General features: G+C 70.1%; 19 protein-coding genes. 18 read left to right on the plus strand and 1 reads right to left on the minus strand.

The features are described 5' to 3' along the window. Positions 1-64 precede the first annotated feature (64 nt). Positions 65-298: a hypothetical protein gene (locus AB0D44_RS24950; RefSeq protein WP_362594840.1), complete on the minus strand. Its 234-nt coding sequence runs from the start codon at positions 296-298 to the stop codon at positions 65-67. A 348-nt stretch (positions 299-646) separates the two neighbouring features. On the opposite strand from AB0D44_RS24950, the gene AB0D44_RS24955 reads away from it, so the two are divergent. From AB0D44_RS24955 to AB0D44_RS25040, 18 genes are all read left to right on the plus strand, one after another. Continuing rightward, the gene (locus tag AB0D44_RS24955; protein WP_362594842.1) at positions 647-3049 is read left to right on the plus strand and encodes an ABC transporter substrate-binding protein; all 2403 of its coding nucleotides are present in this window, start codon (positions 647-649) and stop codon (positions 3047-3049) included. A 346-nt stretch (positions 3050-3395) separates the two neighbouring features. Then, complete coding sequence (gene typA, locus AB0D44_RS24960) at positions 3396-5300, plus strand: translational GTPase TypA (RefSeq protein ID WP_362594844.1); 1905 nt, start codon at positions 3396-3398, stop codon at positions 5298-5300. A gap of 582 nt (positions 5301-5882) precedes the next feature. After that, a complete protein-coding gene (locus AB0D44_RS24965; protein WP_362594846.1) occupies positions 5883-7505 on the plus strand; it encodes an ABC transporter substrate-binding protein in 1623 nt (540 codons plus the stop codon). 96 nt (positions 7506-7601) lie between these two features. Further along, positions 7602-8549 (plus strand): ABC transporter permease, encoded by a 948-nt coding sequence (locus AB0D44_RS24970; RefSeq protein ID WP_362594848.1) that lies wholly within the window; start codon positions 7602-7604, stop codon positions 8547-8549. Next, positions 8542-9501 carry an ABC transporter permease gene (locus AB0D44_RS24975; protein WP_362594849.1) on the plus strand — a complete coding sequence of 320 codons (960 nt, stop codon included), beginning with the start codon at positions 8542-8544 and terminating at the stop codon, positions 9499-9501. Before AB0D44_RS24970 ends, AB0D44_RS24975 begins: the two co-directional genes overlap by 8 nt. Positions 9502-9514: 13 nt before the next feature. After that, entirely contained in the window at positions 9515-10570 is a 1056-nt protein-coding gene (locus tag AB0D44_RS24980) for an ABC transporter ATP-binding protein (protein ID WP_362594850.1), read from the plus strand. Beyond that, entirely contained in the window at positions 10563-11615 is a 1053-nt protein-coding gene (locus AB0D44_RS24985; RefSeq protein ID WP_362594852.1) for a dipeptide ABC transporter ATP-binding protein, read from the plus strand. Before AB0D44_RS24980 ends, AB0D44_RS24985 begins: the two co-directional genes overlap by 8 nt. A gap of 139 nt (positions 11616-11754) precedes the next feature. Then, positions 11755-12135, plus strand: a complete 381-nt coding sequence (locus tag AB0D44_RS24990; RefSeq protein WP_362594854.1) for a hypothetical protein — start codon at positions 11755-11757, stop codon at positions 12133-12135. A 76-nt stretch (positions 12136-12211) separates the two neighbouring features. Beyond that, entirely contained in the window at positions 12212-13150 is a 939-nt protein-coding gene (locus tag AB0D44_RS24995; protein ID WP_362594856.1) for a GNAT family N-acetyltransferase, read from the plus strand. Positions 13151-13257: 107 nt separating this feature from the next. After that, entirely contained in the window at positions 13258-14892 is a 1635-nt protein-coding gene (locus AB0D44_RS25000; RefSeq protein ID WP_362594858.1) for an ABC transporter substrate-binding protein, read from the plus strand. Positions 14893-14922: 30 nt separating this feature from the next. Continuing rightward, entirely contained in the window at positions 14923-15846 is a 924-nt protein-coding gene (locus AB0D44_RS25005) for an ABC transporter permease (RefSeq protein ID WP_362594860.1), read from the plus strand. Continuing rightward, positions 15839-16849 (plus strand): ABC transporter permease, encoded by a 1011-nt coding sequence (locus AB0D44_RS25010; protein ID WP_362594862.1) that lies wholly within the window; start codon positions 15839-15841, stop codon positions 16847-16849. The genes AB0D44_RS25005 and AB0D44_RS25010 overlap by 8 nt, the downstream gene beginning before the upstream one ends. 12 nt (positions 16850-16861) lie before the next feature. Next, positions 16862-17845 (plus strand): ABC transporter ATP-binding protein, encoded by a 984-nt coding sequence (locus AB0D44_RS25015; protein ID WP_362594864.1) that lies wholly within the window; start codon positions 16862-16864, stop codon positions 17843-17845. After that, positions 17838-18878: a dipeptide ABC transporter ATP-binding protein gene (locus tag AB0D44_RS25020; RefSeq protein ID WP_362594866.1), complete on the plus strand. Its 1041-nt coding sequence runs from the start codon at positions 17838-17840 to the stop codon at positions 18876-18878. Before AB0D44_RS25015 ends, AB0D44_RS25020 begins: the two co-directional genes overlap by 8 nt. A 397-nt stretch (positions 18879-19275) precedes the next feature. After that, on the plus strand, positions 19276-19470 hold the full coding sequence (locus tag AB0D44_RS25025; protein WP_053677094.1) for a hypothetical protein: 195 nt from the start codon (positions 19276-19278) through the stop codon (positions 19468-19470). 23 nt (positions 19471-19493) lie between these two features. Next, complete coding sequence (gene mshB, locus AB0D44_RS25030) at positions 19494-20393, plus strand: N-acetyl-1-D-myo-inositol-2-amino-2-deoxy-alpha-D-glucopyranoside deacetylase (protein ID WP_362594868.1); 900 nt, start codon at positions 19494-19496, stop codon at positions 20391-20393. Further along, complete coding sequence (locus AB0D44_RS25035) at positions 20390-20773, plus strand: DUF6113 family protein (protein WP_362594870.1); 384 nt, start codon at positions 20390-20392, stop codon at positions 20771-20773. Before mshB ends, AB0D44_RS25035 begins: the two co-directional genes overlap by 4 nt. Positions 20774-21131: 358 nt before the next feature. Then, positions 21132-23063: a peptidoglycan binding domain-containing protein gene (locus AB0D44_RS25040; protein ID WP_362594872.1), complete on the plus strand. Its 1932-nt coding sequence runs from the start codon at positions 21132-21134 to the stop codon at positions 23061-23063. Positions 23064-23294: the final 231 nt, after the last annotated feature.

The raw sequence follows: 23294 nt of genomic DNA on the forward strand, positions 1-23294 counted from the left end.
CGCCGGGGGCGGCCGGGCCAGATGGGGTGAAGGGCGTACGGGGTGCTCGCGGGGGCGGGGGCCCTCAGGGGGCGCGACGGTCGCGGGCGCCCAGGCCCTCGTCGTCGGTGTCCGTCCACAGCGAGCTGTCGTACGGCGTGTCGGGAACCGTCACCATCCGTGACGGGTCCGGCGGGGCGGAGCCGGTCCGCGGGCCCGCCGGAGCCTGCCGCTTGGCCTGCTGTTCCAGCTGCTCGACCTTGCGCGTCAGCTCGTCCAGGTTGCGCCGTACGGCATTGAGATCGTCTTGCAGGGACATGATTCTTGCCCTCACTTCCGCAGGGTGCGGTGGCAACGCTCATGTGCGCCTGGCAGTGTCGCCCTTCACGTCCCCGGTTGTGAAGGGACGTGCAGCGATTGCGGGCGCGCAGGCGTGATCTGTGCGCCCCTCCCTGGACCCCATTGTCATCCCTCTTCCGAGGGAACGCGCTTCGGCGCGCACGGGGGATTGGTCCGCACGGGTGGGGTTCGCGGCGTGGCGCGAGGCGGCTGCGGGGGGTGCGGCGGGGCGTGGATTTCAGTGGGTTCCGGCAACCGGTGTGATCAGCTCCATATACCGCCGAACGTGATCATGCTTCCCCCACGCCCCGCCCCGGAGGTACCACCCATGTCCCAGAGAAGGCGCAGGTCATTGGCGCTCCTGACCTCGGGAGTCCTCGCACTGCCGCTCCTCACGGGCTGCGGCGCGGGCGACGACGAGGGCGGGCCGGCCGCCGCCGGACCGGACATCGCGGCGACCGCGCGCGACAAGGTCGCCGACGGTGGTGTGCTGCGCTGGGCGGTGGACTCGCTGCCGCAGACCCTGAACACCTTCCAGGCCGACGCGGACGCCACCACGACCCGGATCGCGGGGGCCGTGCTGCCGCAGCTGTTCGTGCTGGACGCCAAGGGGCGGCCGGTGGCCAATCCCGACTACCTGGAGAAGGCCGAGGTCGTCGAGCGGGAGCCCAAGCAGGTCGTCCTGTACAAGCTGAACCAGCAGGCGGTGTGGAGCGACGGGCGCGAGATCGGCGCCCCCGACTTCGTCGCGCAGTGGCGGGCGCTGAACGGCAAGGACTCGGCGTTCTGGACGGCCCGCAACGCCGGCTACGAGCGGATCGAGAAGATCGAACGGGGCAAGACCGACCTCGAGGTCAAGGTCACCTTCGCCAAGCCGTACGCCGACTGGCGCTCCCTGTTCAGCCCCCTGTACCCCAAGCAGATCACCGCCACCCCGGAAGCCTTCAACGAAGGGGCCCGCGGCGCCCTCAAGGTCACCGCCGGACCCTTCGGCCTCGGGGCGATCGACAAGAAGAGCGGCACCGCGGCGCTGACCCGCAACCCGCGCTGGTGGGGCCGGCCGGCCAAGCTGGACAGCCTGGTGCTGACGGCGGTGCCCCGGGCGGAGCGTCCGGCGGCGCTGGCCGCCGGGAAGGTCGATCTGGCGGAGATCGACCGCTCCGGAGCCGACCGGATCGCGCTCGCCCACCGGGAGGCGAAGCAGGGCGGGGCGGGCGGCCCGGGCGCGGCCGGGGCCCCGGCCCACGGTCCCGGCGCCTCGATGACCGCGGCCGAGGCCACCTTGTCCTGGGCGATCGCCTTCGGGGCGGACGAGGAGAAGGCCCTGGCGGAGACGGAGGCCCGCAAGAAGCACGTCGCGTCGGTCAGGCGGTACGCCGAGGAGCAGCCGGCCCTGCGCGGCTTCACCGTCCGCAAGTCCCTGGAACCGGCCTACACGCAGCTCGCGATGAACGGCGCCGCCGGTCCGCTGTCGGACGAGCGGGTGCGCCGGGCGGTGGCCCGGGCCCTGAACCGCCAGGAGCTGGCCGAGATCGTCCTCAAGCCGCTCGGCCTGCCCGCGAAGCCGGTCGGCAGCCACGTGGCACTGGCCGGGCAGCAGGCGTACGCCGACAACAGCGGCGCGCTGGGCGGCCAGGACACCAAGGCGGCCCAGGCCCTCCTGGCGGACGCCGGCTGGCGCCGCGGCGGCAAGATCACCGAACCGGAGGGCGCCAAGGCGGGACCGCAGAGCGCGCCCCAGGACGACGCGAAGACCCCCCAGGGCCCGGGCACCGGCAACGACGGCCTCTACATCGTCGGCCAGGACGACGAGCGCAACGGCGATCTCGGCGGCGCGCACGGCGCCCTGCCCGCGGGTGCGGCGTACGCCCCCGACGGCGAGATCGTCGACGCCGACGCCTTCGCGCCCGGCGGCCCGGGCGCGGCCCAGGACCGGCCGTCCCCGGTACTCGCCCCCGGGCCGTTCGCGGCCCGGCAGGAGGCCTTCCTGCGGACCCAGGCCGCCGCGGTGGGCACCGTGGACGACAGCAAGGACGGCGAGGACGGCAAGGACGCCGAGGACGGCGAGGACGGCGAGGACGCCAAGGACGGCGAGGCCGCCGAGAAGCCGGCCGATCCCGCCAAGGGCACCCCGGCCCCGGCCAAGCAGGCCGCCCGCACCTCCGGCGCGATGCTGGCCAAGGACGGCAAGCCCCTCAACCTGCGCTTCGTGCTCCCGGCGGGCCCCGGATCGGAGGCGCTGCGCGCGGTCGGCGAGCGGATCGCCCAGATGCTCCGGAAGGTCGGGGTGAACACCGAGATCAAGAAGGTGGCCGACGAGAGCTTCTTCAAGGACCACATCGCCTCGGGCCAGTACGACCTGGCGCTCTACTCCTGGCCCGCGACCGCCTACCCGGCCACCGACGCCCGGCCGATCTTCGCCAAGCCGGAGCCGGCCGCCGACGGCTCGCTCCTCGTCGAACAGAACTACACACGGGTCGGCACCGACCACATCGACCAGCTCTTCGACCAGGCGGCCGGCGAGCTGGACGAGGAGCAGGCCCGCGAGCTGATGCGCAAGGCGGACGCCAGGATCTGGGCCGCCGCCGGCTCCGTCCCCCTCTACCAGCGCCCGGAGCTGGTGGCCGTCAAGCCGTCCCTGGTCAACGCCGGCGCCTTCGGGCTCGCGACCCCGCGGTTCCAGGACATCGGCTGGAAGAAGCCCTCGACGGCCAAGGACAAGAAGAAGTAGCCCCGGGAGGACCGTGGGCGAAGAAGTGGTGACAAAGCGGTGCCTGTCAGGTTGACCGCCGGCTTCCAAGCTCAGATGTGACTCAAGTCCCTTGCCCGCCGGATCTCCGGCGGGCAAGGTCGTGGATACCCGTTGACCCGCATGAATACCGGCAGGAACGACGGCCGCTGCCCCCCACCCGGCACGCGGCCACCCTCATTCGTCCGGCCTCTTGACAGACCCCCCGGCGGGCGGTTCCCGCCGCGCGACGTACCATGGGGTAAGGCCGTGGCAGGTTTTCGCCCGGCCGAGGCGCGCGTGCCAGGCCGTACGCGACGCCATCCACGATCCCGGGAGAAGCGCCGAAGTGCCCACGCGCCACGACATCCGTAACGTCGCCATCGTCGCCCACGTCGACCATGGCAAGACGACCATCGTCGATGCCATGCTCAAGCAGGCCGGTGCCTTCGCCGCCCACCAGCAGCTCGACGACCGCATGATGGACTCGAACGACCTGGAGCGTGAGAAGGGCATCACGATCCTCGCCAAGAACACGGCGGTGAAGTATCACCCCAAGGACGGCGGGGCCCCGATCACGATCAACATCATCGACACCCCCGGCCACGCCGACTTCGGTGGTGAGGTCGAGCGCGGTCTGTCGATGGTGGACGCCGTCGTTCTGCTGGTGGACGCCTCCGAGGGTCCGCTGCCCCAGACCCGCTTCGTCCTGCGCAAGGCCCTGCAGGCGAAGATGCCGGTCATCCTGTGCATCAACAAGACCGACCGCCCGGACTCCCGGATCGACGAGGTCGTCAACGAGACGTACGACCTCTTCCTCGACCTGGACGCGGACGAGGACCAGATCGAGTTCCCGATCGTCTACGCCTGCGGCCGTGACGGCGTGGCCTCGCTGACCAAGCCCGAGGACGGCACCGTCCCCGCGGACAGCGACAACCTCGAGCCGTTCTTCTCCACCATCCTGGAGCACGTCCCGGCCCCGGTGTACGACGAGGAGGCCCCCCTCCAGGCGCACGTCACCAACCTGGACGCCGACAACTTCCTCGGCCGCATCGCGCTGCTCCGCGTGGAGCAGGGCGAGCTGCGCAAGGGCCAGACGGTCGCGTGGATCAAGCGTGACGGCTCGATCTCCAACGTCCGCATCACCGAGCTGATGATGACCGAGGCGCTCACCCGCAAGCCGGCCGAGGTGGCGGGCCCGGGTGACATCTGCGCGGTCGCCGGTATCCCCGACATCATGATCGGCGAGACCCTGGCCGACCCGGAGAACCCGATCGCCCTGCCGCTGATCTCGGTGGACGAGCCGGCGATCTCCATGACCATCGGTACCAACACCTCCCCGATGGTCGGCCGCGGCGGCACGGGCAAGGGCGCGGACGCCAAGTCCGCCGTCAAGGACCGCAAGGTCACCGCGCGCCAGGTCAAGGACCGCCTCGACCGCGAGCTCATCGGTAACGTCTCGCTGCGCGTCCTCGACACCGAGCGTCCGGACGCCTGGGAGGTCCAGGGCCGTGGTGAGCTCGCGCTCGCCATCCTGGTCGAGCAGATGCGCCGTGAGGGCTTCGAGCTGACCATCGGCAAGCCGCAGGTCGTCACGCAGGAGATCGACGGCAAGGTGCACGAGCCGGTCGAGCGCATGACGATCGACGTCCCCGAGGAGCACATGGGCGCCGTCACGCAGCTCATGGGCGTCCGCAAGGGCCGCATGGACAACATGTCGAACCACGGCTCCGGCTGGGTCCGCATGGAGTTCGTCGTCCCGTCCCGCGGCCTCATCGGCTTCCGCACGGAGTTCCTGACGAACACCCGCGGTACCGGTATCGCCCACTCCATCCACGAGGGCCACGAGCCGTGGTTCGGCCCGCTGGTCACCCGCAACAACGGCTCGCTGGTCGCCGACCGCGCCGGCGCGGTCACGCCGTTCGCGATGATCAACCTCCAGGAGCGCGGCGTCCTGTTCACCGAGCCCGGCACCGAGGTGTACGAGGGCATGATCGTCGGCGAGAACTCGCGCTCCGACGACATGGACGTGAACATCACCAAGGAGAAGAAGCTCACCAACATGCGTGCGGCTTCGGCGGACAACACGGAGAACGTGATCCCGCCGCGCAAGCTCTCCCTGGAGCAGTCCCTGGAGTTCTGCCGCGACGACGAGTGCGTCGAGGTGACCCCGGAGGCCGTCCGCATCCGCAAGGTCGTCCTGGACCAGAAGGAGCGCTCGCGCACCGCGTCGCGCGCCAAGTCCGCCAAGTAGGCGCCCGAGTCGCAGCGGCTCACAGCCCGGCCCCGCACGGAAATCCGTGCGGGGCCGGGCTCGTTCGCGTCCGTTCGCACGTCGGCCGGGCCCTGCTCTCGCAAACCGCCGGCCGCCACGGCGCCGCCCTCACCCCCTGCGGGACGGCTCGCGGCCGGCCTGCCTGCCGAGCGCGGCAACGGGATGGGCCGCGCGGCCCCGCCTTCTGACGGCCCGTTGACAGAACGTCGTGCCGTTCCCGTTTGTCAAGCGGATTTATGGGTTCAGGTGTCCGCATACCGACCGTGACACTCCGGAAGGTGAGCTAACCGTCCGTTTCGCACGTGTCTGTCTCCTATCCGTTTGTCCGGATTTCGGGTTTTCGACATGGGGTGATGTTGTGAAAACGAGACCACTTAAGTGTGGTTTACGGTCTAGGAGTCCCTGAGGATGGCTCCATTGAGCTCGGGTCAATGGGTCACGCGCTGTGGGGAGCGCCGACTCACGAGCACACACGATGGGGCCGGAATTCTGCTGTCAGGGGTGTCAGCGGACACCGGGCCCTTCACGTATCGACAGTGACTCCTGAGGAGGCAATTACCCATGCGCGGAGCAACGAGCGCCAAGTGGGTCGCGGGTGCCGTCATCGTGGCGATGGCTGCCACGGCTTGCAGCACCAGCAAGGACGAGGCCGGCAGCAAGTCCGGTGGAAACATCACCGTGGTGCTCGGCGAGCCGCAGCACGGTCTCGTGGGCCAGAACACCGCCGAGTCCGAAGGCGCTGAGGTCCTCAACGCGCTCTTCACCGGTCTGGTCGAGTACGACAACAAGACCAACGAGCCGAAGTACGCGGTCGCCGAGTCCATCGACACCACGGACTCGAAGACGTGGACGATCAAGCTCAAGGACGGCTACACCTTCCACAACGGCGAGAAGGTCGACGCGCAGTCGTTCGTCCGCGCCTGGAACTGGGGTGCCAACCAGGACAACGCGGCCGAGGGCCTGCCGTTCTACGACAAGATCGAGGGCTCCGAGGAGCTGGCGCCGGGCAAGGACAAGAAGCCCACCGCCACCGAGCTCAAGGGTCTGAAGGTCGTCGACGAGAAGACCTTCACCGTCACGCTGAAGGCTCCGTTCTCCCAGTTCAAGACCATGCTGGGCTACAACGCCTTCTACCCGCTGCCCAAGGCCTTCGAAGCCGACCCGAAGAAGTTCGGCGAGGCCCCGATCGGCAACGGTGCGTTCCAGATGGACGGCGCCTGGGAGCACAACAAGCAGATCAAGATCAAGCGGTACGACAAGTACCCGGCCGAGGGTCGCGCCAAGCTCGAGGGCGTCACCTTCAAGATCTACGACAACCTGGACACGGCGTACAACGACCTTCGCGCCGACACCATCCAGATCGTCGACAAGCTCCCGATCTCGGCGATGGCCACCGTCTCCCAGGAGTTCGGCGACCGTTACCTGTACAAGCCGGAGTCGGGCGTCGGCTACATCGGTCTCCCGCTGAAGACGAACCCCGAGGCGTTCGGCAAGGTCGAGATCCGCAAGGCGATCTCGATGGCCATCGACCGGGAAGCCATCACGAAGACCATCTTCAACGGCACCCGCAAGCCGGCCGACGACTTCATCAGCCCCATCATCCCCGGCTACCGCAAGGGCGCCCTGGGTGAGGTCGGTACCTACAACCCGACCAAGGCCAAGGAGCTCTACACCCAGGCCGGCGGCATCCCCGGCAACAAGCTGGAGCTCGGCTACAACGCCGACGGCGGCCACAAGGAGTGGATCGAGGCCGTCGCCAACCAGCTGAAGGCGAACCTCGGCCTCGAGGTCACCGCCAAGCCGTTCACCAAGTTCGGCGACATGCTGACCGAGCTGGGCGACCAGAAGTACAAGGGCGCCTTCCGCATGGCGTGGTCCATGGACTACCCGGCGGCCGAGAACTACCTCCGTCCGATCTTCTCCAAGATCGCGATCGACAACGGCTCCAACTACGGTGCCTACGTCAACGAGGAGTTCGAGACCCTCATGGACAACGCCGACAAGGCGACCGACCCGGCTGAGGGCCTCAAGCTGTACCAGCAGGCCGATGACATCATCATCAAGGACCTGCCGTACATCCCGGTCTTCACCTACATGTCTTCCTCGGCCTACTCCAAGTCCGTGAAGAACGTTGAGATCGACGCCCAGGGCCGCATGGACCTGGCCAAGGTCGAGCTCAACTAACACCCTTCTTCACACCAAGGGGACAACGGGGGCGGGCAGGCGGAATCAGGTTTCCGTCTGCCTGCCCCTTCCCCCTGCTCTTCTGCTGGAGGTCTGATGGGCCGCTACCTCATCCGCCGACTCATACAGGCGATCCCTGTTCTGCTCGGTGCCACTTTCCTGATCTACACGTTGACCTTCCACATGCCCGGAGCCGACCCGATTCAGCTCCTCGCGGGTGACAAGAAGGCCGACCCGCTCGTCGCGGCGATGCTGCGCGAGAAGTACCACCTCGACGACCCGTTCCTGATGCAGTACTGGAACTACATCAGCAACGTCTTCCAGGGCGACCTCGGTGAAACCCTCACCGGACGCAAGGTGATCGACCTCATCAGCGAAGCGTTCCCGTACACGGTGAACCTCGGCCTCATCGCCTTCGCCATGGAGGCCGTCGTCGGCGTCCTCGCCGGCGTCATGGCCGCACTGCGCCGGGGCAAGTTCCTCGACCAGCTGGTGCTGCTCTCCACCCTGATGGTCATCTCCATCCCCGTCTTCGTCACCGGCTTCGTGCTGCAGCTGACGCTCGGCGTGGAGCTCAAGGAGGCCTGGGGCATCGACTTCTTCCCGGTCTCCTTCAACGAGGCCGACGGCATCCGTGCCTACCTCCTCCCGGCCTTCGTCCTCGCGTCGACCTCGCTGGCCTACGTCGCCCGCCTGACGCGGACCAGCCTGATGGAGACCATGCGCGCGGACTACGTCCGCACGGCGACCGCGAAGGGCCTGCCCCGCCGCCGCGTCGTCGTGCGCCACGCGCTGCGCAACGCGCTCATCCCGATCGTCACCTTCCTCGGCGCCGACCTCGGTGGCCTCATGGGCGGCGCGGTCATCACCGAGCGCATCTTCAACATCCACGGCCTCGGCGGTCTGCTCGCCCAGTCCGTGTACCTCAAGCAGGGCGCCGTCGTCGTCGGCGGTGTGACGCTCCTGGTCCTCATCTACCTCGTCGCCAACCTGCTGGTGGACCTGCTGTACGCCGTGCTCGACCCGAGGATCCGCTATGCGTGACACAACTACGGTGGGGGATGAGTTGACCGACACCCAGACCACCGGAGCCCCCGCCGCGAGCGCCCCGGTCACCAAGGGCAACGGCAAGAAGAAGAAGGACCGCGAGGCCAGCCTCTGGTCCGACGCGATGCGCGACCTGCGCCGCAACCCGATCTTCCTGATCGGCACCGTGCTGGTGCTGGGCATGCTGATCGTGTCGGCCGTGCCGCAGTGGTTCACCGACGGCAGCCCGTTCGACGCCACCGCCTGCACCCTGCAGAACTCGCTCAAGACCCCGAGCGCGGACCACTGGTTCGGCTTCGACATCCAGGGTTGCGACGTCTACACGCGTACCGTCTGGGCGGCCCGCAACTCCGTGATCGTCGGCGTCGTCACCACCTCGCTGGTGATCATCGTCGGCGGCGGCCTCGGCCTGCTGGCCGGCTGGCTCGGCGGCATCGTCGACAGCGTGCTGTCCCGCTTCGCCGAGATCTTCTTCGCGCTCCCGCTGCTCCTCGGCGGCATGCTGATCATGTCGGCCCTGCCCGGCAACGCCTGGACGGTCTCCGTCGTGCTGGCGACCCTCGGCTGGCCGCAGATCTTCCGCATCATGCGGTCCTCGGTGCTGCAGAACAAGAACAACGACTACGTGATGGCCGCCCGCGCCCTCGGTGCCGGCGCCTGGCGCATCACGATCCGGCACATCCTGCCGAACGCCATCGCCCCCGTCATCGTGGTCGGCGCGATCAGCCTGGGTGTGTACATCTCCGCCGAGGCGGCCCTGTCGTACCTCGGCATCGGCGTCCAGCCCCCGGAGATCTCCTGGGGCCTCATGGTCAGCGACGCCTCCGTCCGCTGGCTCCAGGCCCCGCACGTGCTCCTCTTCCCGGCCGGCGCGCTGAGCATCACGGTGCTCGCGTTCATCATGGTCGGCGACGCGGTGCGCGACGCCCTCGACCCGAAGCTGCGCTGAGGAAGGGCGTACGTTGACCATCATCGACAAGACCTCGAACGTCCCCGCGCCCCGCTCGGCGCCGGAGACCAGCCCGCTCCTCGACGTGCGCGACCTGCACGTCGAGTTCCACACCCGCGACGGTGTCGCCAAGGCCGTCAACGGCGTCTCGTACTCGGTGAACGCCGGCGAGACCCTGGCCGTCCTCGGCGAGTCCGGCTCCGGCAAGTCCGTGACGGCGCAGGCCATCATGGGCATCCTCGACATGCCCCCCGGCAAGATCCCGTCCGGCGAGATCCTCTTCCAGGGCACCGACCTGCTGAAGCTGCCGGCCGAGGAGTTCCGCAAGGTCCGCGGCCAGAAGATCGCGATGATCTTCCAGGACGCGCTGTCCTCGCTGAACCCGGTGCACACCGTCGGCGCCCAGCTCGGCGAGATGTTCCGCGTCCACCGCGGGATGTCCAAGAAGGACGCCACGGCCAAGGCCGTCGAGCTCATGGACCGGGTGAAGATCCCCGCCGCCAAGGCGCGCGTGGGCGACTACCCGCACCAGTTCTCCGGCGGCATGCGCCAGCGCATCATGATCGCCATGGCGATGGCCCTGGAGCCCGACCTGATCATCGCCGACGAGCCCACCACGGCTCTCGACGTGACGGTCCAGGCCCAGGTCATGGACCTGCTCGCGGAGCTGCAGCGCGAGATGAACATGGGCCTGATCCTGATCACCCACGACCTCGGCGTCGTCGCCGACGTCGCGGACAAGATCGCCGTCATGTACGGCGGCCGGATCGTCGAGAACGCCCCGGTCCACGAGATCTACAAGAACCCGGCGCACCCGTACACCCGCGGTCTGCTGGACTCGATCCCGCGCCTGGACCAGAAGGGCCAGGAGCTCTACGCGATCAAGGGCCTGCCGCCCAACCTGCTCAACATCCCCTCGGGCTGCGCCTTCAACCCGCGCTGCCCCAAGGCGCAGGACATCTGCCGCACCGACGTGCCGGTCCTGCACCAGGTGACCGCGCAGGACGGCACCGAGCTGTCCGGCCGCACCAGCGCGTGCCACTTCTGGAAGGAGCAGATCCATGGCTGAGCTCACCAAGAACGTCACCGAGCGCGAGCCGATCCTCCAGGTCCGCAACCTGGTCAAGCACTTCCCGCTGACCCAGGGCATCCTGTTCAAGAAGCAGGTCGGTGCGGTCAAGGCGGTCGACGGGATCTCCTTCGACCTCTACCAGGGCGAGACCCTCGGCATCGTGGGCGAGTCCGGCTGTGGCAAGTCCACCGTCGCCAAGCTCCTGATGAGCCTGGAGAGCGCCACCTCCGGTGAGGTCTTCTACAAGGGCCAGGACATCACCAAGCTGTCGGGCAAGGCCCTCAAGGCCGTCCGGCGCAACATCCAGATGGTGTTCCAGGACCCGTACACCTCGCTGAACCCGCGCATGACGGTCGGCGACATCATCGGGGAGCCGTACGAGATCCACCCCGAGGTGGCTCCGAAGGGCGACCGGCGCCGCAAGGTCCAGGAACTCCTGGACGTCGTGGGCCTCAACCCGGAGTACATCAACCGCTACCCGCACCAGTTCTCCGGCGGCCAGCGCCAGCGCATCGGCATCGCCCGCGGCCTCGCGCTCAACCCGGAGATCATCATCTGCGACGAGCCGGTCTCCGCGCTCGACGTGTCGGTGCAGGCGCAGGTCATCAACCTGATGGAGAAGCTGCAGGACGAGTTCAACCTGTCCTACGTCTTCATCGCGCACGACCTGTCGATCGTCCGGCACATCTCGGACCGCGTGGGCGTCATGTACCTCGGCAAGATGGCCGAGATCGGCACGGACACGCAGATCTACGACCACCCGACGCACCCCTACACCCAGGCGCTGCTGTCGGCGGTCCCCGTGCCGGACCCCGAGGTCCGCGAGCACCGCGAGCGCATCATCCTCACCGGCGACGTCCCGTCCCCGGCCAACCCGCCGTCGGGCTGCCGCTTCCGCACCCGCTGCTGGAAGGCCCAGGACAAGTGCGCCACCGAGGAGCCGCTGCTGGCGATCCCGGAGCGCTTCAAGGGCCTGGACACCTTCGCCTCGCACGAGTCGGCGTGCCACTTCGCGGAGGAGAAGGCCGTTCTGGCCGTCTGACCCGCACCACGCACGACCCACGGCCGGCCCCCGGCGCCCCTCATCGGCGCCGGGGGCCGGCCGTTCGCGCGTCCGGACCACCCGCGCCGCCGTGAGAAGCTGACGCCAGGTCAAGGGGGGCCCGACACCAAGGAATCCGATGCGCCTGCTCCTGCGGTCCGCCCTCGCCGGACTCACCCTCCTCGCCTTCGCCGCCGCCCCCGCCCACGCCGACTCCAAGGGGCGCTTCGACGTCAGCGCAGGATCGAACGCGCGCGCCCACGGGGACTACAGCGTGAACGAACGCGCAGGTGACACCCGGGTGTGGCTGATGGGCCAGCTGAACAAGAACTACGTCGCGGGCTGCGACTGGGTGGAGATCGGCGGCCGGAAGAAGCTCGTGGAGAAGTGCAACACCCAGGGCTGGTTCAGCTTCAAGGGCTACCTGGACTACGGCATCCTCGACAGCGAGGCCAAGGTCAAGGTCTGCCACCGCTACGACGGCACCACCACCTGCGGGACCACCAAGGTCAGGTGGTGAGGTCCCCCGTCCGGGGGAAATCCCCCGCAGGGAAAGCCGGTTGCGGTCGCTGCCCGGGCGGGACGACAGTGGGGCGATGACCGCCATGCTGACCGTCCGGCCCGCCGGGCCCGGGGACGCGTCCGACATCTGCGCCCTGCTCAACGCCGTCGACCTGATCGAGATCGGCCGCCCGGAGACCGACCTCGGCACCGTGGAGGCCGACCTCCACCATCCCGACGTCGACCTCGCCACCGACTCCTGGCTCGCCTTCCAGGACGGCCGGCTCGTCGCCTACGCCCTCGTCTGGACGGACTCCGGCCCCGGCCGCGTCGACGGGGACCACTACGTCCTGCCCGCCCACCCGGAAGCCGCCCTGCGGCTGCTGGAGCTGATGGAGGCCCGGGCCCGCGAACTGGCCGCCGGAGCCGGGGCGGGCCGGCTGCGGCTCCAGCTCAACGTCAAACCCACCCTCGACCTCGCCCTGCTCACCGGCCGCGGCTACCGCTCCGTGCGCCGCTACCAGGTCATGACCCGCGCCGTGCACCCGGCCACCGACCTGCCCCCCGCCCCGCCCGCCGGGCTCACCCTGCGCGACTGCTCCGCCGACGAGTCCGACCGCCACCGCGCCCACGCCCTGGTCGAGGAGACCTTCGCGGCGCACTTCGGCCACGTGGAGCGCGCGTACGAGCCCTGGTTGGACCACCTGGACGCACGCAGGCTCGACTGGTCCCTGGTGTGGATCGCCTCCCTGCCCGGCGAGGGCGACATCGCCGTGCTGCTCTCCCGCGACGACCGCACGAGCATGGGCTGGCTGAGCCACATCGGCGTACGGGAGCACCTGCGCGGCCGCGGCATCGGCGGATTCCTGCTGCGCCACGGCTTCGCGGCCTACGCGGCGCGCGGCCGGGACACCGTGGGCCTCGGCGTGGACGTCCACAACGAAACCGGCGCGCTCGCGCTCTACGAGGCGCACGGGATGGGCCTGCACTACGCCGTCGACACCTGGGAGCTGCCTTTGCACTCGCAGGGGTGACAGGCGGGGGACGCGCGGGTGCAATCGGTCGAACCAAGGGTGTGCGGGACCCCTCATAGGGTGACATTGGCCCCTAAGTGAGTCTTGGGATCCATAGGAGGCACTCCATGCGCGGAGCCACCCACGCCAAGTGGACCGCTTGTGCGATGGCCGTCGCCCTCGCGGCGACGGCCTGCGGCGGCGGGAGCGACGGCGGCGGCGGCGGTGGCGACGGCTCGGGGATCGTCAGCTCCTCCTGGGGTGACCCGCAGAACCCGCTGGAGCCCGCCAACACCAACGAGGTGCAGGGCGGCAAGGTGCTGGACATGCTGTTCAGGGGTCTGAAGCGCTACGACCCGAAGACCGGCGAGGCCCTGAACTTCCTCGCCGAGAAGTTCGAGACCACCGACAGCCAGAACTTCACGATCACCCTGAAGGACGGCTGGAAGTTCAGCAACGACGAGCCGGTCACCGCCCAGTCCTTCGTGGACGCCTGGAACTACGCGGCGGACGTGCGCAACAAGCAGAACAACGCGCCGTTCTTCTCGGACATCGTCGGCTACGAGGACCTGCACCCGGCCTCCGGCGACCCCAAGGCCAAGACCATGAAGGGCCTGGTCGTCAAGGACCCCAAGACCTTCACCGTCGCCCTGAAGGAGAAGTTCTCCACCTGGCCCGAGACCCTGGGCTACCAGGCCTTCTCCCCGCTGCCCAAGGCCTTCTTCACCGACCACGCCGGCTGGCTCGCCAAGCCCGTCGGCAACGGTCCCTACACGGTGGAGTCGTACACCAAGGGCACCGGCATGAAGCTGCGCAAGTGGGACGGCTACACCGGCGACGACAAGGCGCAGAACGGCGGCGTGGACCTCAAGGTCTACACGGACAACAACACCGCCTACACCGACCTGATCTCCGGCAACCTCGACCTCGTCGACGACGTCCCGGCGCAGCAGCTGAAGAACGTCGCGAACGACCTGGGCGACCGCTACATCAACCAGCCGGCCCTGATCATCCAGACGCTCACCTTCCCGCTGTACGACCCGCAGTGGAGCAAGGAGGGCACGGAGAAGGTCCGCCGCGGCATCTCCATGGCGATCAACCGCGACGAGATCACCAAGCAGATCTTCCGCGACACCCGCACCCCCGCCAAGGACTGGACCTCCCCGGCCCTCGGCGAGAAGGGCGGCTTCAAGGCCACCGCCTGCGGCGAGGCGTGCACCTACGACCCCGCCGAGGCCAAGAAGCTCATCCAGGAGGGCGGCGGACTGCCCGGCGGCAAGGTCACGCTGACCTCCAACGTGGACACCGGCTCGCACCGCGACTGGATGGACGCCGTCTGCAACAGCATCAACAACGCGCTGGGCGAGGGCCCCGTCTGCACGGTCAACCCCGTCGGCACCTTCGCGGACTTCCGCAACCAGCAGAGCAGCTTCAAGCTCACCGGCCCCTTCCGCTCCGGCTGGCAGGCCGACTACCCGCTGATCCAGAACTTCCTGGAGCCGCTGTACTACACCGGCGCCTCCTCCAACTACGGCAAGTTCAGCAACCCGGAGTTCGACAAGCTCGTCGACCAGGCCAACCAGGAGAGCGACGCCGCCAAGGCGACCGCCACCTTCCAGGACGCCGAGAAGATCCTCGCCGAGCAGATGCCGTCGATCCCGCTCTGGTACCAGAACGGCAGCGCCGGGCACTCCGAGCGGATCTCGGACGTGGCGCTCAACCAGTTCAGCGTGCCGGTCTACGACCAGATCAAGGTCAGCTGACCCACCGACGGATCGATCCTGGAGCAGTCCATGGGACGTTATGTGATCCGGCGGCTGCTCCAGATGATCCCCGTGTTCATCGGCAGCACGTTCCTGATCTTCTTCATGGTGTACGCGCTCGGTGACCCGGTCGCGGCCCTCTTCGGGGACAAGGCGCCCGACCCGGCCACCGCCGCGCGCATCCGCAAGGACCTCTACCTCGACCGCCCGCTGTGGGAGCAGTACCTCCACTACATGGGCCAGATCTTCCAGGGCGACTTCGGTACGGCCTTCAACGGCCAGAAGGTCACCGAGCTCATGTCGACGGCCTTCCCCGTCACCCTGCGGCTGACCGTCGTCGCGATCCTCATCGAGATCGCCGTCGGCATCACCCTGGGCGTGGTCAGCGGCCTGCGCCGCGGGAAGGCCGTCGACACCTCCGTGCTGGTGATGACCCTCGTCGTCATCTCGGTGCCCACCTTCGTGACGGGCTACCTGCTCCAGTTCCTCTTCGGCGTCAAGTGGGGCTGGGTGCGGCCCACCGTCTCCCCGGACGCCCCCTTCGACGAGCTGATCCTGCCCGGCATCGTCCTCGCCCTCGTCTCGCTCGCGTACGTGACCCGGCTCTCGCGCACCTCCATCGCCGAGAACGTCAGGGCCGACTACGTCCGCACCGCCGTGGCCAAGGGCCTGCCGCGGCGCAGGGTCATCACCCGCCACCTGCTGCGCAACTCCCTGATTCCCGTGGTCACCTTCATCGGCACCGACATCGGCGCGCTGATGGGCGGCGCCATCGTCACCGAGCGGATCTTCAACATCCACGGCGTCGGCTACCAGCTCTACCAGGGCATCCTGCGCAACAACGCCCCCACCGTGGTCGGCTTCGTGACCATCCTCGTCATCGTCTTCCTGCTGGCGAACCTGCTCGTCGACCTGCTCTACGCGGTCCTGGACCCGAGGATCCGGTATGCCTGAGCCCGAGAGTCCCGACGGCTACGACCCCGTGGGCCCCCGCCCGCGCGAGGCGATGTCCCCCACCGGCCAGGGCGGAGCCATGGACCTTGCCCTCGAAGAGGCGGAGAGCCTCGAGAAGACCCTCGGCGCGGGCCCCGGCGGCCCCGGACCCAAGGAGAAGGCCCGCTCGCTGTGGTCCGACGCCTGGCACCAGCTGCGCCGCAACCCCGTCTTCCTCGTCTCCGCCCTGCTGATCCTCTTCCTCGTCGTCATCGCGATCTGGCCCCAGCTCATCGCGAGCGGGGACCCCCTCAGGTGCGACCTGTCCAAGTCCCAGCAGGGCTCTTCCCCCGGCCACCCCTTCGGCTACGACACCCAGGGCTGCGACGTGTACACCCGTACCGTCTACGGCGCCCGCGCCTCCATCACCGTGGGCGTGTGCGCCACCCTCGGCGCCGCCCTGCTCGGCTCCGCGCTCGGCGGGCTCGCCGGCTTCTTCGGAGGCTGGTGGGACGCGCTGCTCTCGCGCGTCGCCGACATCTTCTTCGGCATCCCGGTGATCCTCGGCGGCCTGGTCTTCCTGTCCGTCGTCACCAGCACCACCGTCTGGCCGGTGGTCGGCTTCATCGTGCTGCTGGGCTGGCCGCAGCTCGCCCGCATCGCCCGCGGCGCGGTGATCACCGCCAAACAGAACGACTACGTCCAGGCCGCCCGCGCGCTCGGCGCCGGCAACGGCCGGATGCTGCTGCGGCACGTGGCACCCAACGCCGTCGCGCCCGTCATCGTCGTCGCCACCATCGCGCTCGGCACCTACATCGCCCTGGAGGCCACCCTGTCCTTCCTCGGCGTCGGCCTGCGCCCGCCCACCGTCTCCTGGGGCATCGACATCTCCAACGCGGCCTCGCAGATCCGCAACGCCCCGCACATGCTGCTCTACCCGGCGGGCGCGCTCAGCGTGACCGTGCTCGCCTTCATCATGCTCGGCGACGCGGTGCGCGACGCCCTCGACCCCAAGCTGCGCTGAGGAGCCCCGCACATGCTGCTCGAAGTCCGCGACCTGCACGTGGAATTCACGACGCGTGACGGAGTCGCGAAGGCGGTCAACGGCGTCGACTACTCGGTGGACGAGGGCGAAACGCTCGCCGTGCTCGGCGAGTCGGGCTCCGGCAAGTCGGTGACCGCCCAGGCCGTGATGGGCATCCTGGACGTGCCGCCGGGCCGGATCGCGGGCGGCGAGATCCTCTTCAAGGGCCGGGACCTGCTGAAGATGAAGGAGGAGGACCGGCGGAAGATCCGCGGCGCCGAGATGGCGATGATCTTCCAGGACGCCCTCTCCTCCCTCAACCCCGTGCTCAGCGTGGGCGCGCAGCTCGGCGAGATGTACGAGGTCCACCGCGGGATGTCCCGCAAGGACGCCAAGGGCAAGGCCGTCGAGCTGATGGACCGGGTGAAGATCCCCGCCGCCAAGCAGCGCGTGGGGGACTACCCGCACCAGTTCTCCGGCGGCATGCGCCAGCGCATCATGATCGCGATGGCGCTGGCCCTGGAGCCCTCGCTGATCATCGCGGACGAGCCGACCACCGCCCTGGACGTCACCGTCCAGGCCCAGGTGATGGACCTGCTGGCCGAGCTCCAGCGCGAGCTCAACATGGGCCTGATCCTGATCACCCACGACCTGGGTGTGGTCGCCGACGTCGCCGACAGGATCGCCGTCATGTACGCGGGCCGGATCGTCGAGGCGGCCCCGGTCCACGAGATCTACAAGGCGCCCGCCCATCCGTACACGCGCGGCCTGCTGGACTCGATCCCGCGCCTGGACCAGAAGGGCCAGGAGCTGTACGCCATCAAGGGCCTGCCCCCGAACCTGCTGGCGATCCCGCCCGGTTGTGCCTTCAACCCGCGCTGCCCGATGGCGCAGGCCGTGTGCCGCACCGACGTCCCGCCGCTGTACGAGGTGACCGAGTCGCCCGAGGAGCGGACGAGCGCCTGCCACTTCTGGAAGGAGTGCCTCCATGGCTGAAGCCCTGCTGGAAGTGAAGGACCTGGTCAAGCACTACCCGCTGACGCAGGGCATCGTCTTCCGCAAGCAGGTCGGGGCGGTCAAGGCCGTCGACGGGGTCTCCTTCGACCTGCGCGCGGGCGAGACGCTCGGCATCGTGGGCGAGTCCGGCTGCGGAAAGTCCACCGTGGCCAAGATGCTGGTCAACCTGGAGCGGCCGACGGCCGGCGCGATCTCGTACAAGGGCGAGGACGTCACCAGGCTGTCGGGCAAGGCCCTCAAGGCCGTCCGGCGCAACATCCAGATGGTGTTCCAGGACCCGTACACCTCGCTGAACCCGCGCATGACGGTCGGCGACATCATCGGGGAGCCGTACGAGATCCACCCCGAGGTGGCCCCGAAGGGCGACCGGCGCCGCAAGGTCCAGGAACTCCTGGACGTGGTCGGGCTGAACCCGGAGTACATCAACCGCTATCCGCACCAGTTCTCCGGCGGCCAGCGCCAGCGCATCGGCATCGCCCGCGGTCTGGCCCTGCGGCCCGAGATCATCGTCGCCGACGAGCCGGTCTCCGCGCTCGACGTCTCCGTCCAGGCCCAGGTGATCAACCTGCTGGAGCGCCTGCAGGACGAGTTCGACCTGTCGTACGTGTTCATCGCGCACGACCTGTCGATCGTGCGGCACATCTCCGACCGGGTCGGCGTCATGTACCTGGGCCGCATCGTGGAGATCGGCTCCGACACCCAGATCTACGAGCACCCGACCCACCCGTACACCCAGGCCCTGCTGTCGGCGGTCCCGGTGCCCGACCCGGAGGCCCGGGCCCACCGCGAGCGCATCATCCTCTCCGGCGACGTGCCCTCGCCGGCCAACCCGCCCTCGGGCTGCCGTTTCCGCACCCGCTGCTGGAAGGCCCAGGAGAGGTGCGCCGTGGAGGTGCCGCTGCTGGCGGTCCCCGCGGTCTTCCCGTCCGGCCCGGCGGCGCACCCGTCGGCCTGTCACTTCGCGGCGGAGAAGCACGTCGTCCCCTCCCCGCCGGAAGCCGAGGGCCCCTGAGCGGTTCCGGGTCCCGGCCGGTGTCTCGCCCCTCGAACCGCTCTTCCCTGCCGGGCGATGATTTCCGGCCACCCCGGCATATCCCGCGCCCCGACCGCGGCCGCAGTCCGAACGCCGTTTACACGCGGGCAACTTGACCGTTTCTGCCCCGAGATCTGGGACGTGCAGCCTGGATCGCGTGCGGCCGTGCGGGTGCCGACAGCCGGCCGGAGGGGCGTACGCCCCTTTGGCCGGCCTCCCGTGTGCCCCCGCGCGTGCGCGCCATGCGCCCCTCGTGCTGCCGGAATTCGATCGATGCGCTGGTACGGAAAGTTATGATCCGTAGCGCACGGTGGGTATGAGTCCGCCGAGCCCCAATACGCGTACCGATGTCCGCTCGACGTGGAGGTGAAACGCCGTGGCACTCTCGATCTCGGCCGTGGTGCTGCTGGCGATCGTCGTATTCCTGCTGGTCCGAAGGTCGGGCCTGAAGGCGGGACACGCGGTGGTCTGTGTACTGCTCGGTTTCTACCTGGCGAGCTCCACCATCGCCCCGACCCTCAGCCAGCTCACTTCGAACGTGGCCAGCATGATCAGTGGCCTCAAGTTCTGAGCCGTGCCTCGTAGGCTAGGCCCATGAACGGTCTTCCCGCCCGTCGTCTGCTCCTCGTGCACGCGCACCCGGACGACGAGTCGATCAACAACGGCGTCACCATGGCCAAGTACGCGGCCGAGGGGGCCCACGTCACCCTGGTGACCTGCACCCTCGGCGAGGAGGGGGAGGTCATCCCGCCCGGCCTCGCCCATTTGGCGGCCGACCGGGACGACAGCCTCGGTGCCCACCGGGTCGGCGAACTGGCCGCCGCCATGGCGGAACTGGGCGTCAGCGACCACCGGTTCCTCGGCGGCCCCGGCCGCTACCGGGACTCCGGGATGATGGGCGCCCCGCAGAACCGCCGACCCGAGGCCTTCTGGTCCGCGGACGTGGACGAGGCCGCCGCCCACCTCGTGGAGGTGATCCGCGAGGTACGGCCGCAGGTGCTGGTCACCTACGACCCGGACGGCGGCTACGGGCACCCCGACCACATCCAGGCCCACCGGGTCGCCATGCGCGGCGCCGAACTGGCCGCGGAGCCCGCCTACCGGCGCGATCTGGGCGATCCGCACGAGATCGGGAAGATCTACTGGAACCGTGTCCCGCGCTCGGTGGTCGAGGAGGGCTTCGCCGAGCTGCGCGCGGCCACCGGCTCCGAGGCGCCCTTCCCGCAACTCGCCTCGCCCGAGGACGTGCCGGGGGTCGTTCCCGACGAGAAGATCACCGCCGAGATCGGGGCCGCCGAGGAACTCGTCGCGGCGAAGGCGGCGGCCATGCGGGCCCACGCCACCCAGATCGCCGTGGACGGGCCCTTCTTCGCCCTCTCCAACGACCTGGCCCAGCCGCTGTTCGCCCGCGAGTACTACGAACTCGTCGCGGGCCGGCCGGGCGCACCGGCGGGCGAGCGCGAGCGCGACCTGTTCGCGGGGGTGGCGGCGTGACCGGGACGCTGACTCCGGCGCGGATCGCCGGCGGCCTGGGCCTGTTGGTCCTGGGAGTGCTGACCGGCATGGCCGGCTGGCTGGTGGTGGACCTGTGGTTCCCCGGCGGGCTGTTGCTCGCCGTGCTCGCGGCCTTCGGGCTGTTCCTGGGGGGACGGATCGCGCTCGGCACCGGACTTGGCGTGGGCGGGGCGGCGGCCGGCTGGTTCCTGGCGTACGTGCTGCTCGGTGTCCCGCGCCCCGAGGGGGACTTCCTGCTGAGTTCGTCCGGAATCGGCATGTACGTCTACCTTTTGGGCGGAACGGTCTTCGCTGTGATGTGCGCCACGATGCGCGGTCCGCTGGATCGGCCGGTTTCGGCCGCACCGCCTGCCAAGTGACGTGGTGTCGGACTCCGTAGAGGGGGCCGCCCAGCCCGTCGCGCGAGGGCTCGCGGGCGGCTCCGGAGGGGCGTGCCGGGCGCTATGAGGAATCTCTGATTCCTGGGGGTCAGTTGCGCGAGGGCGGCGGCCAGTATGGTGGACGGGCCGCCGAGCTGCCCGCGCACGGTATGACGGGCGGCGGAGCCAACCGGGAGAACCTGCCTTGAGTCGTGAAACCGACAGTTCGTCCTCCGGGCCCACAGGGCGCGGTGGAACCGCCTACCCCTCGGGTACACCGCCGTATGGAACCGGCCAGTATCCGTCCACGGCTGTGCCACCTGGGCCTGGCGCGGCGACTGCCCCGGAGGAGAACCCTGTGACCTCGAAGCCGTCAACGCCCGACTCCGACGGGCCCAAGACCGAGACCACCCTGACGACCCGGATCCGGATCAACATCCCGGGTTCGCGGCCGATCCCGCCGGTGGTCGTCCGCAAGGCCGTGGGCCCTGCCTCCGACGCGGCCGAGGCCGCGCCGCAGGCCCCCGCACAGCAGGCGCCCGAGCCGGCGCCCGGCCGGGCGGCCGCGCCGCCGTCGGCGCAGCGGCCGCAGCCGACCCGGATCGAGGCCGAGCGGGAGCCCGCGCGCGCCCCCCAGGCCCCCGCCGAGCCCGAGGCGCCCGCCAGCAACTGGTTCGCGCCGCGCAAGGCGCCCAACCCGGTTCCCGCTCCCGCCCCGGCGTCCACTGCGCCGCCCGGCCCCGCGGCAGGGCGTGCCCCGGCCCCCGGCCCGGCCGCGCCCCCGCATCCGGCTCCGCGCCCCGCCCCGGCTCCCGCGCCCGCTCCGGGGACCACCCCGCCGCCTGCGGCCGGGCCCGGCGCCGGCTACCCGCCGCCGCCCGTACGCACCCAGGCGGCGCCCGCGCCGGACGCGGGCTTCGCGCCGCCGCGCACCCCGCCCCCGCCGGTCGCGGACTACGGCCCCCTCACGGGCGGCCCCGGCGCGCCCGGCGGTCCCGGGGCGCCCGGTCCCGGGGCGCCCGGCGGTCCCGGCGTCGGGTCGACGCAGGGCTTCCCGGCGTACCCCGGCGGCCAGGACGACACGGGCCCGGTCACCGAGGCGTTCCCGGCCTACGGCAGCCAGGGCGACGGCGTCCCGGCCGGACCCACCGCGGGCCCCGGCTTCGGGAGCGGCCCCGTCGGCGGCCCGGTGGCCGCAGAGGCCCCGCGCTGGCCCGGACCCGAGCTCGACCCGGCGACGGACCCCGCGCTGGGCCCGATGCCGACCCCGGTGCCGGCCCCCGGGCCCGCCGCCCCGCGCCCGGCGCCCGCGCAGCCCAAGTCCGCTGCCAAGGACGCCAAGCCCGCCAAGAAGGGCCGCTCCAAGCTGGTCCTGCTCGGCGGCGGCCTCGTGCTCCTGCTCGGCGTGGCCTACGGAGCCGGGCTGCTGCTCAACCACTCCGACGTCCCCAAGGGCACCACCGTCCTCGGCGTCGACATCAGCGGCAGCCGCGACGAGGCCGTGGCCAAGCTCCAGACGGCCTTCGGCTCGCGCGCCGCCGCCCCGCTCCAGCTCAGCGTCGGCGGCAAGCAGGTCGAGCTGAAGCCCGAGAAGGCCGGCCTGACGCTGGACAGCCAGACCACCGTCCGCAACGCCGCGGGCAGCGACTACAACCCGGTCACCGTGATCGGCTCCCTCCTCGGCAACGAGCGCAAGGCGGACGCCGTGATGCCGGTCGACGAGGAGAAGCTGCAGGTCGCGCTCCAGGAGCTCGCGGGCACCGCCGGTACGGCCACCGAGGGCACCATCAAGTTCGACACCGGCAAGGCCGTGGCCGTCCCGGGCACCCCCGGCACCACCCTCGACGTCGACGCCTCCGTCGCCCAGGTCACCAAGGCCTTCCGCGACATGGTCGCCACCGGCAACGCGGCCGTCGCCGAACTGCCCGTGACCACCAAGGCACCCGTCATCGACGAGGCCGAACTCAACCGCGCCATGAAGGAGTTCGCCGAACCGGCGATGTCCGCCAACGCCACGGTCAAGATCGGCAGCAAGTCCATCGCCTTCGGCGCCAAGTCCCTGCCCAAGATCCTCAGCATGCAGCCCGTCGACGGCCACCTGGTCGAGAAGTTCGACCTGGAGGCCCTCAAGGAGACCTACGGGAACACCTTCGACGGCGTCACGATCACCCGGGGCACCGGCGCCAAGACCGCCGTCACCCCGCAGGACGTCGCCGGAGCCCTGGGCAAGGCCCTGCGCGGCAAGACCCCGGCCGAACGGACCGTGGTCGTCGACACCAACGCGAGCTAGCCCGCCCTCCCGGTGCCCCCGCCCGGGCGGGGGCACCGTCATGCGGCACCCCCGGCGGGCCACTGCCGCGCGCCGGGGGCCGACGGGGCTCTGGCCCGGCCGGTGCTCCGCCCCAGACCCGGCCTCCCGGGCTCCGCCCCAGACCCGGCGACGCCGCCCGCCGCACCCGCCCGCCCCGCCGCTGCCGGGGGGCGGGCCCCCGGCCCCCCCGCCGCCAACGCCCCCCGGGGG

This window comes from Streptomyces sp. NPDC048349, from assembly GCF_040651925.1.
Taxonomy (GTDB): domain Bacteria; phylum Actinomycetota; class Actinomycetes; order Streptomycetales; family Streptomycetaceae; genus Streptomyces.